Source organism: Embleya sp. NPDC050493, from assembly GCF_044458105.1.
GTDB lineage: Bacteria > Actinomycetota > Actinomycetes > Streptomycetales > Streptomycetaceae > Embleya.
This window is the reverse complement of record NZ_JBITHP010000008.1, coordinates 306,356-320,105: the sequence shown is the minus strand read 5'-3', so window position 1 is coordinate 320,105 and position 13,750 is coordinate 306,356. Positions and strand designations below refer to the sequence as shown.

Below are 13,750 nucleotides of genomic sequence, written 5' to 3'. Positions count from 1 at the left end.
GCGAACAGCGTGGTGGTGCCCGAGCGCACGTAGTCGTGACTGCGGCGCTCGGGCACCCCGGGCATCATCGGCAGGACCGGCTGGGATCGGTCCAGCGCCTGGATCTGCGACTTCTCGTCGACACACAGCACCAACGCCCGCTCGGGCGGGTCGAGATACAACCCCACCACGTCGTGCACCTTGTCGACGAAGAACGGGTCCGTCGAGAGCTTGAACGTCCCCGATCGGTGCGGTTGCAGCCCGAACGCCCGCCAGACGCGCGAGACCGTCGACTGGGACAGGCCCGTGCGGGCGGCCATCGATCGCGTCGACCAGTGGGTGGCGTTCGCCGGTTTCGTCTCCAGGGTCCGCGCGATCAGGTCGGCGACCTGCTCGTCGCGGACCGTGCGGGGACGACCCGGACGGGGCTCGTCCGACAGGCCCGCGACCCGATCCGCCAGGAACCGCCTCCGCCACTTCGACACCGTCTCCCGCGAAAGGCCCAACGCCTCGGCGACCGTCTTCGTGGACACCGGGAATCCGTCCTCGCCGACCGCCTCGCACGCCAGGATCAACCGCGCCCGAACAGCCATGTCCTGAGCACCCTTTCGCCGCCGAACCCACCGCTCCAACTCCGCCCGCTCCCCGGCGGTCAGGTCCAACGGCGCAAGCTTCGGTCCAGGACGTGTCATCCCAGAACTCTATGCGAAATTGCGACTCAGGACACTAGAACCGCCCGACGACAACCCATGGCCTGCGACAACGACACGGCCGAGACCTCACGGAAAACCTTCAGAGCCGGGAGAAGGCTTGGCACCGGATGGACCAACCGCAGTCTGGCTGGGCCATGCACCGCAAGCAGGGCCTCCCGCACATCATCAGGAGCCGTCCCCCGCCCGGAATCTTCACACAGATAGGTGCCGCAGCCGTCGCAAGAGAACTCGGTATCCCACCACAGCTCACCGTTGTCGATGAACTGGTTCACCTGCCGCACCGCCGCGCTGCCGCACTCACAAAGCGATGCGATCTTCGCTGTCTGGCCAGTCACCTGGGCTCCGCTCCGTCCTGCTCCTGCTCCTGCTCCTGCTCCTGCTGTCGTGATCTTCTCGTGGCCGCGGATCCGCGGCGACGGGATTCCAGAAGGGCGCGGCCTGCGCGCGTCAATCGCAACCCTGGTGACGACGTCGCCCTGGCACTCGACTACCGGACCGATCCGTCGGATCCCCGCGTTGTCGGCAGTGACTTCTGGACGAACCCCCATCCGTGCCGGTGGCGGGTCGTAGGACCCACTTTCTCGGCGTTCACCGCGAGATTGGGCCTGTAGATCCCGGCCATCCTGATCTACATGCCCGGATACGGAAGTGCGGCCCGGCCCACTCGCCGGATCCGGTTCGGACGTCGACACGCAACGGCCACCACACGCCCACACGGACCGCCGACGACGCAGCCGCATGGTGCGGTGAACGCGCCGGCCGGGACCGGCGCGGGACATCGAGCGGCCGTCACGGGCGTGTCGCTCCGCAGGGTGGTCACGTACTGCGGCGCCTTGGTGTCGGGCACGGACGGAGGTGACGGGGCGAGGTGGCTGCTCGGCCGGGATACATAGCATGTATGGATGCTCGATCTTCGCCAATTCCAGGTGCTCCGCGCCGTTGCCTCGAGTGGTTCGTTGGCCGGCGCAGCCCGTGAGCTGCACTACGGACAGCCGACCATCAGCTACCATCTCGCGGCGCTGGAGGCGCACTTGGGGGTCAAGCTGGTGGAGCGCGGTCCCACCGGGGCGGTCCTGACCGATGTCGGCACGATGGTCCTGGAGCATGCGGGCGCCGTGCTCGACCGGATCGACGCGGTCGAGGCGGATGTCGAGGCTCGGGCGAAGCACGGCGTGTCGACGCTGCGCATCGGTGCCTTCCACTCCGCGGCCTCGCGCTTGCTCCCCCAGGCCGTGCGGGACGCCGCGATCGGTTCGGACGTGCGGATCGAGTTGATCGAGGCCGAGCCACTCGATCTGGTCGCACGTGTACGAGCCGGATCGCTGCACTGCGCCGTGATCTACGACGTCGGTGGAGCCGGGGCACGATACGGCGCGGACATGCGGGCCGAGACCTTGTTCGACGATCCGTACCGGGTGCTGCTCCCCGCATCGCACCCCCAGGCCCGGGCGGCGGGTCCGGTGGACATCGAACTGCTGGCCGACGACGGGTGGATCGTCTCTCGCGGCTCGTACGACCCCAGCGACCAGACTCTTTTCGCGACCTGCCAGTCCCTGGGGTTCCGACCCCGGACCGTGCTCAGGACCGACGACTACGGTGTGGTCCACGGCTTCGTCGCAGCCGGCACCGCCGTCGCGCTCGTACCCGAACTCGCTTTGGAGGCGGGGTACGACGTCGTCGCTCGCCCTGCCGTACAGGTCCTGGGCTCGCGCAGCGTCCGGTTTCTCGCCCCTCAAGGCACCCAGCCGGCCCTGGTGCGTCGGTTGCGAGAGGAACTGCACCGCGCGGCGGCAGTCCGGAAAATGCCCTGACGGAATCGCCCCACCCTGCGTGCGTCGCCCAACACCCGGGCAGGCCTCGCGCGTTACTCGGGCCGGCGTCGCGCAGCTTCCATAGACCATATGGAGCGTCGTCGAAAGCTCGTCCATACCTGTACCAGCCGCAAGGCTGTGAGGATTTGAGCCTGCGCGATGGGCGTGCGCGGAGGCGGCCGGGCAGACCCGGCGAAACGTGATGTGGGTGGGTCCGGTGCAGCCGCCACGGCAGGCGGATCGTTCGCCGAGCACCGGACCCTGCTCACCGAGCGCCCGCATCGCGCCACACCGCGACAAGTCGGCCCGGCGGCCCGTTCCGCACGATGCAAAGGACTTCCCCCATGACCCGCTACGGCGCAATGTACGGCCCCGACGTCACATTCCTGGGCGTCCCGCCGTGCGACCTGGACGAACACTCGACGTGGGATGACGCCCAGGTGGTCATCCTCGGCGCGCCCTACGACGGCGGAACCTCGTACCGCTCGGGCGCCCGGTTCGGGCCCAAGGCCATCCGGCAGGCCTGCTACCTCGAACACGAGGGCAGCCGGCCCTCCCTCGCGCTGGGCGTGGACGGACTTCTCGACCTGCGCGTCAAGGACGCCGGCGACGTCATGATGTTCAGCGGCAACGCGCAAGAGGCACACGCCGCGTTGGAACAGGCGGTGAACACCGTCTCGGCCGCCGGCAGGATTCCCCTCGTACTCGGCGGCGACCACTCGATAGCCCTCCCCAACGTCACCGGCATCGCCCGCGCGATCGGATGGGGCCGGGTCTCGGTCGTCCACTTCGACGCCCACGCCGACACCGGCGACAACTGCCACGGTTCCCTCGTCGCCCACGGCCAGCCGATGCGCCGCCTCCTCGAATCGGGCGCGGCCCGCGGCGACCGTTTCCTGCAACTGGGCCTGCGCGGCTACTGGCCCGGCCCCGAGACTCTGGAATGGATGGCCGGACAGGGCATGCGCTCGTACGAGATGACCGAGATCGTGGAACGTGGCCTGGAGGCCTGCCTTGCCGAGGCGTCACGCACGGCACTGGACGACTGCGACGGCGTCCATCTCTCGGTGGACGTCGATGTCGTCGACCCCGGTATGGCCCCCGGAACCGGGACCCCGGAGCCCGGAGGCCTGACGTCCCGCCAACTCCTGGACGCGGTGCGCCGCCTGGCCTACGAACTGCCCATCGTCGGCGTCGAGGTCGTCGAGGTCGCCCCCGACCACGACCACGCCGACATCACCGCGATGCTCGGCAGCCGCATCGCCCTCGAAGCACTGTCCGGCATCGCCCGCCGACAGGCCGAGAAGAACGGCCACTTGGCGTCGTGGGACCGTGGCCGACCCCTCCTCGAGCAATACGACACCCTCCACCGCGACTCGAACCGCCGGCACCGCGAAGCACCGCAGGGATGAACCGGCGGGCGAGCCCCCCGCGCGACCGGCCCCGGCTCGGTCGTCGCCGCGCACCCGAAGGAATAGCCGGGCATGGTCTTCCTGCCGGTCCTCTTCGGGACGACGTCCCGGGGGGGAACACCCTCGCCGTGTCAGCCATACTGTCGGCCGCGGCCACCCTGACGACCCCGGCCACCCTGTCGGCCGCGGCCACCCCGACGACCCCGGCCACCCTGACGGCCCCCGGCCCCGCTCACGGCGATCGGCGCAGCGCGGCCCGCGGTCGCGCCCGCCGGTCGCCGGTCGCCGTGAGTCGGGAACCACTCGGTGGGCCCGGTCGGGGGCGTCAGGTGGTCTTGCTCATCACGTGCTTGATCCGGGAGTAGGAGTCCAGCGCGTAGACCGACAGGTCCTTTCCGTACCCGGAGTGCTTGAAGCCACCGTGTGGCATCTCGGTCGCGTACACGCCGTGGCAGTTGATCCACACGGTGCCCGCGTCGATGCGCCGGGCCAGTCGCTCGCCTGTCCCCGCGCCGCGGCTCCACACGGATGCCGCCAGACCGAAAGGCACGTCGTTGGCCAGCCGGATCGCGTCGTCTTCGTCGGTGAAGGGCTGGACGGTGAGAACCGGGCCGAACACCTCGTCCTGCACGATGGCGTCGTCCTGGCGTACACCGGTCACCACGGTCGGTTCGAAGAAGAAACCGGGCCCGGGGGCGGGTGTGCCGCCGGTGACGACGGTGGCGTGCTCGGGCAGGCCCTCGAGGTAGGCGCTCACTCGGGACAGGTGGGTCCGGTTGTTCAGCGGGCCGACCGCGGTCCGGGCCGCGCGTTCGGCCAGCATCGCGACCAGTCGATCGTGGACCTCGGCGGCGACCAGTACTCGGCATGCGGCGGTGCAGTCCTGACCCGCGTTGTAGAAGGCGGCTTCCACGATGCCGTCCGCCGCCTCGGCCGGGTCGGCGTCGGCGAGCACGATCGCGGGTGCGTCACCGCCCAGTTCCAGGTGCAGCCGTTTGATGCCGGCGAGTCCGGCCGCGGTGGTGACCTCGGCGCCCGCACGGGTGCTTCCGGTGAGGGAGACCAGGGCGGTGAACGGGTTGACGACCAGGGCTCGGCCGGTGTCGCGATCACCGCAGACGACGTTGACGACGCCGGGCGGCAGCACTCGGTCGCAGATCTCGCCGAGGACGAGGGCGCTCATCGGGGTGGTTTCCGCAGGCTTGAGCACGACGGTGTTTCCCGCCGCCAGTGCCGGCGCGAGCTTGTCGACCGCCGATCCCAGCGGGTGGTTCCACGGCGTGATCAGGGCGCAGACTCCCACCGGTTCGCGGGTCACGAGCGACGAGTGTCCGCGCACGTACTCGCCGGCCGTCGGCCCGTGGACGCCGCGCGCCGCGCCGGCCATGAAGCGAAGCACGTCGACGGCGGCCGGGATCTCCGCCTCCAGCACCTCGGTGTAGTCCTTGCCCGTGTTGCGGCACTCGGCTGCGGCCAGCCTCGGCGCCTGCTCGGCGATCGCGGCGGCCAGGGCCAGGAGCGCGTCCTGTCGTTCCCCGGGGGTGACGGACCGCCAGGCGTCGAAGGCGGTGGCGGCCGCGCGGACCGCGTCGTGCAATTGCGTGGACGAGGCGTGGGGAACGCGGTCGTAGACCTCGCCGGTGCGCGGGTCGACGATGTCCTGGTGAGTCACAGGGTCTCCTCGATGAAGGCGGCCACCCGTTCGCCGACCACCGTGGTCGGCAGGGCGGGGGTACTGCGGGGAATGTCGGGGAAGAGGGAGGCGTCGGCGACATGGAGGCCCTCCAGGCCGTGCACCTTGCCGGTGTGGTCGACGACGGCCGACGGGTCGTCGGCCGGCCCCATTCGGCAACTGCCCGCCGGATGCCAGTAGTGCTGGTGGTTCGCCTCGATCCAGGCGTGGGTGTCGCCTTCGGGAGTGAGCAGCGCCGGTCCCAGGTAGGGGGACAGGTCCAGTTCCCGTATCCAGCCCAGGCCGTGGGCGAGGGCCTCGAGGTCGTCCGGGTGGGTGAGGTAGGCGTGGTCGACGTGGGCGAGGGCGTACGGGTCGGCGGAACGCAGCCGTACCGTGCCCCGGGCCCGGGGACGCAGCAGTGCGACCGGCACGATGCAGCGCCAGCCGTACCGCGTCGTCGTGTCGCGCTCGACCCACGGGTAGACGTGCAGGTCGTAGGGGGCGTCTCCGGCGTGGGGCGAGCGGAGTTTGGCCAGGGCCTGTTCGTCGGGCAGCATGCGGGCCCGGGCGAAGTCGGCCAGGTCCGCGGCGAGTTCCGCGGAGGCGGCGAACTCCAGCTGGACGGACGGATGATCGTGCAGGTTCTCCCCCACTCCCGGGAGATCGTGCAGCACGTCGACGCCGACCTCGGCGAGGTGGGCGGCCGGACCGATGCCGGAGCGCAGCAGTACTTCGGGGCTGCCGTAGGCGCCGGCGCTCAGCACCACGAGGTCGGCGCGGATCCGGTGCCGGCGGTCGTCGGCGAGCACGTCCACCGCCACCGCCCGGCCGTTGTCCAGCACGATCCGATTGACGTGCACGCCGCCGAGCACGGTGAGGTTGCCCTGTGCGCGAACGGGGTCGAGGTAGGCGAAGGCCGTGTTGACGCGCACCCCGTCGGGGGTGATGTTGACCGGCGCGCAGCCGATGCCGAGCCCGCCGGCGAGGTCGTCGAAGTCGTTGCGGACGGGCAGGCCCAGCCCCGCGCCCGCGGCGATGAAGTGTTGCTGGAACGGTTGGATCTCGTCTTCGCGGTAGGCCCGCAACCGCATGGCCGCGGACGCCTGGTCGAACAACGGTCGCAGTGTGGCCGAGTCCCAGCCGGGAGAGCCGGCTGCCGCCCACGCGTCGTAGTCGCCGGCCCATCCGCTGCTTTGCGTGCAGCCGTTGTGGGTGGAGCAGCCCCCGATCGCGCGGCAGCGCTCGTAGACGTGGCGAGTTCCGCGATAACCCCAGTCGTGCGAGGTCGGCAGGGTGGTGGCGTCCAGCAGGTCGGCAGGCCAGGAGGCGCGGTCGGGCCCGTAGTCGGGGCCCGCCTCCAGGACGAGGACCCGATGCCGGCGGGCGAGCCGGGCGGCGACGACGCAGCCCGCCGTACCGCCGCCCAGGACGATGATCTCGGCGTGGTCGGGGAATTTCAACGATGGCTCCTCAGCCGGAGGGGGCGGTTGTGGCGGGGGAAGTGCACGAAGGCGGGAACGCCGAGGCCAGGGCGCGGCGATGGCGTGTGCCGAGGGCATGAAGAAGGCAGCCGAGGCCGACGATCAGCGCGATCGGGACGAGTTGCGTGGCGGTGTAGGCCGCTCGGTGCCCCTCGAAGCCGGCGGGCAGGTAGTCGGCCGCGTCGCCCGAGGTGCCGAACCACCCGACGCCCAGTCCCGGCCAGACCAGGGCGACCACGGTGAACAGCATCGTGCCGACGGTCAGGACGGTGACCGTCCACGCCCCCGGGCGGCCGCCCGGTATCCGGTAGGGGCGGTGCACGTCGGGGTACTTGCGGCGCAGCATCAGGAAGGAGGAGAACGTCAGCAGGTAGGAGATCGCGGTTGCCGAGATCGCCAGGCCGATGCCGGCGGTGAAGTACTTCTGCGCGTCGCCGTCGCTCAGGCCGAGCGCGGCGAGCATCACGACGGCGGCGATCGCGGTGGACAGCAGATTGACGCGCGTGGGAGTGCCGTGTCGGGGGGAGATCGTGCCCAGCCACTGTGGTCCGGCGCCGTCGGCGCAGGCCACCGCCTGGGCCCGGCTCAGACCCATGGCCCACGCGGTGCCGCTGGTGAGCAGGCCGACGATCAGGCCCGCCGCCGCCACTTTGGCGAGTGCGGCTCCGGCGCCGGTGAGTACGACCGTGCCGTCGGGGGTGACGTGACCGCCGTACACGGTGAAGACCGCGCGGCAGGCGTCGATGAATCCGGTCAGGGAGCCGAGTTGCTCGCGGGGCAGCACCAGCAGCGTGCCCAGGATCGGGATCCCGTACAGCAACAGGGAGAGCAGGCCGCCGCGCAACAGCGCCGCGGGCACGTCCCGTTTGGGGTCGGCCATCTCGCCGGCGGCCGCGCTGGGCACCTCGAAACCCATGTAGTTGAAGGCGATGACCGGGGCGAGCGCGACCAGGCCCAGATAGGTGGGGGTGTAGTCGCCGGGCGACAGCGGCTGGACGCCGTTGCGGAGCGCGAAGACGGTCAGTGAGACGACGAAGAAGCCGAGGAGCACGATCCTGGCGATCGCTCCGGCCACGAGCAGCCGGCGGCCGACCACGACGGACGCGTGGACGGCGAGACCGGCCGACCCGACGAAGACCGCTCCCGCCAGGTATTGCCAGGCGCCCGGCAGCGGGTGGAAGAAGCTCTCGAACGTGGCGATGGCCGTCACGCACAGCGAGCCGCCGATCCAGACCGGGTTGGAGATCCAGTAGAAGACCTGGTTGAGGCCCGCGGTGAAGCGGCCGAAGGCCAGTTTGGTCCAGACGTAGGGTCCGCCTTCGTCCGGGAAGGTCGCCCCGAGTTCGGCGATCAGGAGCCCGTAGGGCGCGAAGAACAACAGCCCGAGGATGGCCAGCCAGGTCAGTCCCTCGGGGCCGTTCGCGGCCACCGAGCCCAGGGTGTCCAGGCCGACGATCGCGCACAGCAGCATGGCCAGCACGTGGAAGCGCCGCAGTGCGCGGCGCGTGTGGGGTGGGTCGGCCGTCGTCATGCGGCCTCCTTCGTGGTGGGGTGCCGCAATCATGGAGAGTCGCGTTCATAATCGTCAATGACCCATGCGTAAATTGATCGCGCTAGGGTGGTGTGGTGACCACGACCTTCGACAAGGGCCTCGCCCTCCTGCACGCGGTCCTCGCCGCGGAACTGGGCTCGGCCGGCTACCAGGGCAATGTCCGACTCGCCGAACTGATCGGCGTGGACGCGGCCCAGGCGTCCCGCATGCTCAAGGACCTGGCCGCGTTGGACCTCGTCGAGCGCGACGAGCAAGGACGCGGCTGGCGCATCGGTCCCGGCTTCTTCGCGCTGGCTCGAGCGGCGGCCGACACGCACCTGTTGGTCGCCGCCCGACCGCCGCTGCGCGGCCTGGTGGCGCGCTGGCACGAACCGGCCTGGCTCGCGGTGCCGTCACAGGGCATGGTGCTCACGGTGGAGAGCCAGCTCAGCCACTGGTCGTCGTACGTGGCGGCCGCGCCCGGCGCCCTGACACCGATCTGGTGTACCGGGCCCGGGCGGGCACTGCTGCTCGATCACTCCGAGCAGGAACTCGCCGCGTTGCTCGGTGCCGTCGAATTCGTCGGCGGCGGGCCGCGGGCGGCCCGCGACATCGCCACGCTGGCCGCCTACAACACGACCGCCCGCGCGGCGGGAATCGTTGTCGCGGACCGCGAATTCGAGCACGACGTGGTGGACTTCTCGGCACCCGTACGGGACGAATCCGGAGCCATCGTGGCCGCGCTGAGTCTGGCCGTTCCGCGATTCAGGCTGGCCGACCGGTCGACCGAGATCGCGGCGTCGGTGAAGGCGGCGGTCGCCGCACTGGAGGTCAGGGCCGCGGCCGGCCGAGCAGGGTGGAGAGCCGATCGGCCAGATCCCTGATCACCGCACCGTGCCGATCCGCCAGCGGGGCCAGCCGCGTCGAGGGTCCTTGTGTGTGCAGCGCGCAGACGACCTCGCCGGAGAAGTCCCGCACCGGCGCGGCGACGGCGAACACGCCCGGCTCCGACTCCCCGTCCACGACCGCGTAGCCACGCTCGCGAGCCGCGATCAACCGTGCCTCGAACTCGGCCACTCCGCTCGGTGCGGCGGGTCCGTAGGCGATGAACTCGGTGTCGGCGAACACGATCTCCAGCTCCTCGCGGCCGCAGTCCCACAGCAGCGCCTGGCCCGCGTCGTCGCAGTACAGCGGATACGAACGGCCCACCCACGACAGGCCCGACGGCACGTCCTCGAGAAAGGCCACCGAGCCGTCCCCGCGCACCTCGGCCAGGAACGCACTCGCCCCGGTCGCCTCCACCGCCGCCCGCAGGATCGGCGGCCCCTCGGTGAGCAGGCGCGCCCTGACCGCGCGCGTCGCCCGGCTGTACAGCTGCCAACTCAGTGAATAGGCGAGCGTGTCGGGATCCCGGGTGAGCACACGGGCCGCCTCCAGGCTGTGCAGCGTGCGGGACACCTGGACCCGGTTGCGTCCGAGACGCTCGGCGATCTCCGTCGACGTCGCCGGACCGCCGCCGGCGGCCACGGCAAGCAGCACGTCGAGCCCACGGCCCAGACTCCTGACGGCTCCGGTGTTCACCCGGCGATGATATCGACACACGGGCAGCGGCATCCGGACCCGCCGCCTTGGGGGCCGGCGTGCGACTTCCGCGAACTCCCGGGGCCGCCGATCACTCAGCCCGCGCCGCTCGGCAGCACCCGCGCCAGGAAGTCGTACGTGCGCGTCCACGCCGTCGTCGCCGCGTCCGGGACGTACTTGTCCGGGCGGGCGTCGCACGCGAAGGCGTGTCCGACACCCGGGTAGGTGTGCTGCTCGAACGCCACTTTGGCCCCGGTCAGTGCGGCGTCGATCGCGGCCACGTGCTCGGCCGGGATGGTCGGGTCCTGCTCGCCGGTGTGCAGCAGCAGCGGCGCGTCGATCTTCGCCGCCCGGTCCAGCACGGCGTGCGGTCCCGCGGCGATCCCGGGGCCGTAGAAGACCGCCACACCGGCCAGTCCCGGGCAACACGTGGCCGCGGTGAACGCGGCCCGACCGCCGAAGCAGAAGCCGACGATCGCGGTACGGGCCGCGGGCACCTCCTCGTTCTCCACGAGATGGGCCAGGAGGGCGCCGACGTCCGCCGCGACCGCGCCCGGGTCGATCGCGTCGATCAGCCCCATCGCGTCGGTGTGCCGGTCGTAGGGCAGCTCGGCGACGCCGGTGCGGTGGAACAGGTCGGGGGCCACCGCGAGGTATCCGCGCTCGGCGATCCGGCGGGCGACCGTACGGATGTGTTCATTGACCCCGAACGCCTCCTGCAACACCACGACGGCCCCCGCATGGGTGGTCACGGCATCGGGGCGCACGGTGAACACCCGCATCGGGCCGTCGGCGGTCGGGACGGTAATCCATTGCTCGCTCATCGGGGAAGTTCCTTCGCTACGAGGTGGAATTGGACCGGTCACGGCCGGCGGTCGGGACCAGGGGGCAATGCCCGGCTCCGGCCCAGGCGCTCGAGGTAGTTCCAACCGGCCTCGCGCTGGGCGGGGTTCCAGACCTGGTCGCGTTTGAAGGCGGCCTCGGCGTCGTCGGACCAGATCCTGGGGCCGCCGGCGGCCATCGCCATCAGTTGGGTGCGGCAGGCTCGTTCCAGCAGTACCGCGTACATCACCGCGGTGGCCGCGTCGGGTCCGACGGTGACCGCGCCGTGTTGGGGCATCAGACACGCGATGCCGTCCCCGAGGGTCGTGGCGAGCGCCGCGCCCAGGTCGGCGGTCGAGATCAGTGCGCCGGTGTCGGTGAAGCGCGGGAGTTGCGGGTCGCAGAAGAGCACACCGTCGTGCGAGATCGGCCGGAGCGGGGTGTCCAGGGAGGCGAACGCGGCCAGCGCGGGGGCGTGCGTGTGCACCACACAGCCCACGTCCGGTCGCGCGGCCATGATCTCGGTGTGGATGGGGAATTCGATGTGCCGTCCGCCGCTCCCGTGGCGTACGTCGCCCGCGCGGTCCACCAGCAGGACGCGGTCGGCGTCGATCTCCTCGAAGCCCCAGCCCGCGGCCTTCATCCACACGCCTCGGCCGGCGTCGTCGCGCACGGCGGCGTGGCCCCAGACCATGTCGGTCAGTCCGGCGGCGGCGAGCGCGCGGCTCGCCCGTACCGTCTCGTCGATCCTGTCGTTCACGCTTGTTCCGTTCCGGAGGCGACCGGCCGGTAGAGCCGGTCCGGGTCGGTGTGGTCGTCGGTGGCACGGCGGGCGAACACGCGGTCGCGCAGGGCGGGAACGACCTCGCCGTCGTCGTGCCGGGCCTGCCCCCATCCGCGGGCGACGTGCCGGACGAGCGCGGTCCGGGGGATGCGTTCGGCCCGATACCCGGCGAACGCATCGTCGATGTCACCGACCTGCTCGGCCGGGTGCCGGACCGGGCCGGCGGCCGTGCCCCCGATGCCACCGCCGACGACGAGGAGTGGAATGTGCTGCATGGGCTACTTCGACTCCTTGGTCCAACCGGCGACGAGGGGGGTGTCGACCCCGATCGCCCCGGTCCCGTAGGCCCCGCCGGGATTCTCGAGCGGGGTGCTCCTGCCGGGCAGCGGCAGGGCGAAGAACGCGGCGTTGTCGGCGACCCACGCGGGGTCGGGACCGCCGGCCGGGGCGACGATCGCGTCCACCGGACATTCCGGCAGGCAGGCACCGCACTCGATGCACTCGACGGGGTTGATGTAGCGCTTGGTCAGGCCCTCGTAGATGCAGTCCACGGGGCACACGTCGACACACGACCCGTCGAGCTCGCCGATGCACCTCTCGTTGATCACATACGTCATGCCGTCTCCTCTCTTCGGGTTCGGTGACATCCGGCTGCGGGACATCGGAATTTCGAAAACCTCCGAGCACCCGGAACCTCCGGCTCGGGGCTGCGGCAGCGTCAGCGCGCGTGCGCGGGGACGCGGTCGCTGGAGTGACCCGGGAACAGGTCCTCGTCGGGGCGGATCCGTACCGCGATGTTGTTGACGGCGGTCGCGGCCTCACCGAAGCCCACCGCCATCAGCCGCACCTTTCCGGGATAGGTGGTGATGTCCCCGGCGGCGTAGACCCGGTCGATGCCGGTGGACATGTCGGTGTCCACACCGATCTGTTGCCGGTCGATCCGCAGACCCCACCCGGTGAGCGGGCCGAGCGAGGCGACGTGTCCCAGGGCCGGGATCAGCACGTCTGCGGCGCACCGTTCGAGTCGGTCGTCATCGCAGTGGCGCACGGTCACCGCGTGGATCGCCCGGTCGCCGTGCACCTGGGCGATCTCGCTGTCGGTGTGCACCCGTACCGGCGAGTCCAGCAGCCGGGCGACCGCGTGCTCGTGCGCGCGGAACCGGGCCCGGCGGTGCACGAGGGTGACCGTGCGGGCGTGCGGGGCGAGGGTGTTGGCCCAGTCGACGGCGCTGTCGCCGCCACCGACGACGACCACGTCGTGACCGGCGTACTCGTGCGGCGCGGAGACCACGTGGTGCACGCCGGACCCGCGAAAGCCCTCGAGGGCGGGCAGCGGTCGGGGGGTGAAGCGGCCGATGCCGGCGGTGATCAGCACCGCGCCGGCGTGGATCCGTCGGCCGCCGGTCGTCGTGACCACCACCGCGTCGGTCTCGTGGCGCAGTTCGGCCGCGCCGTCGCCGAGCAGGATCGAGGGCTCGGCGGTCAGCGCCTGTTCGGTCAGCCGCGCCACCAACTCCCGTCCCTGCACTGCCGGGAAGCCGGCCAGATCGAAGATCTCCTTGTCCGGGTACAGCGCCGCGACCTGACCGCCGAGGTGGGGCAGCGAGTCGAGCAGGGTCACGTCCAGATCGCGCATCCCCGCGTAGTGGCACGCGAAGAGTCCGGCCGGGCCGGCTCCGACGATCAGCAGATCCGTGACCTGTGTCGCTTCGGGCGGCGTCCGCGGGACGGGTGGGTACATGGTCAGCTCCCCGAGGGCCGAGTGGGCATTGGGGCTCCTCCGCGTCAATATCGGATGACGCATCATACGGAACAGTGATCCACAGGATGCACCATTGTGCGGAACAGGGGCAAGGGTTGGAATCGCTGCGTCACAGTGCGCCGCCGGCTGCCCGGGACGGCGGTGGTCGCACGGAAGCGACCGGGAAGGAAGCAGCCCGGACGGAGTGCCCGGTTGGAAT

At 71.1% G+C, this 13,750-nt stretch carries 14 protein-coding genes; 3 read left to right on the top strand and 11 right to left on the bottom strand.

Annotated elements, in window-relative coordinates:
• Together ACIBM5_RS19015 and ACIBM5_RS19010 are read right to left on the bottom strand one after the other, a co-directional pair.
• The coding region (locus ACIBM5_RS19015; RefSeq protein ID WP_396007939.1) for an IS630 family transposase at positions 1-671 on the bottom strand (671 nt) is incomplete at its 3' end.
• Positions 672-697: 26 nt separating this feature from the next.
• Complete coding sequence (locus ACIBM5_RS19010) at positions 698-1,027, bottom strand: hypothetical protein (RefSeq protein ID WP_396007938.1); 330 nt, start codon at positions 1,025-1,027, stop codon at positions 698-700.
• A 567-nt stretch (positions 1,028-1,594) separates the two neighbouring features.
• Between ACIBM5_RS19010 and ACIBM5_RS19005 the strand changes: the two genes are divergently transcribed.
• Both ACIBM5_RS19005 and speB read left to right on the top strand, forming a co-directional pair.
• Positions 1,595-2,503: a LysR family transcriptional regulator gene (locus ACIBM5_RS19005; protein WP_396007937.1), complete on the top strand. Its 909-nt coding sequence runs from the start codon at positions 1,595-1,597 to the stop codon at positions 2,501-2,503.
• Positions 2,504-2,847: 344 nt separating this feature from the next.
• Positions 2,848-3,915: an agmatinase gene (gene speB / locus ACIBM5_RS19000; RefSeq protein ID WP_396007936.1), complete on the top strand. Its 1,068-nt coding sequence runs from the start codon at positions 2,848-2,850 to the stop codon at positions 3,913-3,915.
• Positions 3,916-4,240: 325 nt separating this feature from the next.
• Here speB and ACIBM5_RS18995 read toward each other — a convergent pair whose 3' ends face one another.
• Genes ACIBM5_RS18995 through ACIBM5_RS18985 form a run of 3 tightly spaced genes read right to left on the bottom strand, consistent with a single transcriptional unit; the run spans position 4,241 to position 8,602 of the window.
• The gene (locus ACIBM5_RS18995; RefSeq protein WP_396007935.1) at positions 4,241-5,587 is read right to left on the bottom strand and encodes an aldehyde dehydrogenase family protein; all 1,347 of its coding nucleotides are present in this window, start codon (positions 5,585-5,587) and stop codon (positions 4,241-4,243) included.
• Entirely contained in the window at positions 5,584-7,050 is a 1,467-nt protein-coding gene (locus tag ACIBM5_RS18990) for a GMC family oxidoreductase (RefSeq protein WP_396007934.1), read from the bottom strand. Before ACIBM5_RS18990 ends, ACIBM5_RS18995 begins: the two co-directional genes overlap by 4 nt.
• Before the next feature lie 10 nt (positions 7,051-7,060).
• On the bottom strand, positions 7,061-8,602 hold the full coding sequence (locus ACIBM5_RS18985; protein ID WP_396007933.1) for an APC family permease: 1,542 nt from the start codon (positions 8,600-8,602) through the stop codon (positions 7,061-7,063).
• 95 nt (positions 8,603-8,697) lie between these two features.
• Here ACIBM5_RS18985 and ACIBM5_RS18980 point away from each other — a divergent pair, with 95 nt between their 5' ends.
• Positions 8,698-9,486, top strand: a complete 789-nt coding sequence (locus ACIBM5_RS18980) for an IclR family transcriptional regulator (protein WP_396007932.1) — start codon at positions 8,698-8,700, stop codon at positions 9,484-9,486.
• On the opposite strand, the gene ACIBM5_RS18975 is transcribed toward ACIBM5_RS18980, so the two are convergent.
• The 6 genes from ACIBM5_RS18975 to ACIBM5_RS18950 form a co-directional block, all read right to left on the bottom strand.
• Positions 9,434-10,183 carry an IclR family transcriptional regulator gene (locus ACIBM5_RS18975; RefSeq protein WP_396007931.1) on the bottom strand — a complete coding sequence of 250 codons (750 nt, stop codon included), beginning with the start codon at positions 10,181-10,183 and terminating at the stop codon, positions 9,434-9,436. The genes ACIBM5_RS18980 and ACIBM5_RS18975 overlap by 53 nt on opposite strands.
• A gap of 95 nt (positions 10,184-10,278) precedes the next feature.
• Positions 10,279-11,007: a dienelactone hydrolase family protein gene (locus tag ACIBM5_RS18970; RefSeq protein ID WP_396007930.1), complete on the bottom strand. Its 729-nt coding sequence runs from the start codon at positions 11,005-11,007 to the stop codon at positions 10,279-10,281.
• 38 nt (positions 11,008-11,045) lie between these two features.
• Positions 11,046-11,765, bottom strand: coding sequence for a class II aldolase/adducin family protein (locus tag ACIBM5_RS18965; protein ID WP_396007929.1), 720 nt, complete (start codon positions 11,763-11,765; stop codon positions 11,046-11,048).
• The gene (locus ACIBM5_RS18960) at positions 11,762-12,064 is read right to left on the bottom strand and encodes a hypothetical protein (protein ID WP_396007928.1); all 303 of its coding nucleotides are present in this window, start codon (positions 12,062-12,064) and stop codon (positions 11,762-11,764) included. The genes ACIBM5_RS18965 and ACIBM5_RS18960 overlap by 4 nt, the downstream gene beginning before the upstream one ends.
• 3 nt (positions 12,065-12,067) lie before the next feature.
• Complete coding sequence (locus ACIBM5_RS18955) at positions 12,068-12,406, bottom strand: indolepyruvate ferredoxin oxidoreductase subunit alpha (protein ID WP_396007927.1); 339 nt, start codon at positions 12,404-12,406, stop codon at positions 12,068-12,070.
• A gap of 101 nt (positions 12,407-12,507) precedes the next feature.
• Entirely contained in the window at positions 12,508-13,530 is a 1,023-nt protein-coding gene (locus ACIBM5_RS18950) for an NAD(P)/FAD-dependent oxidoreductase (RefSeq protein WP_396007926.1), read from the bottom strand.
• Positions 13,531-13,750: the final 220 nt, after the last annotated feature.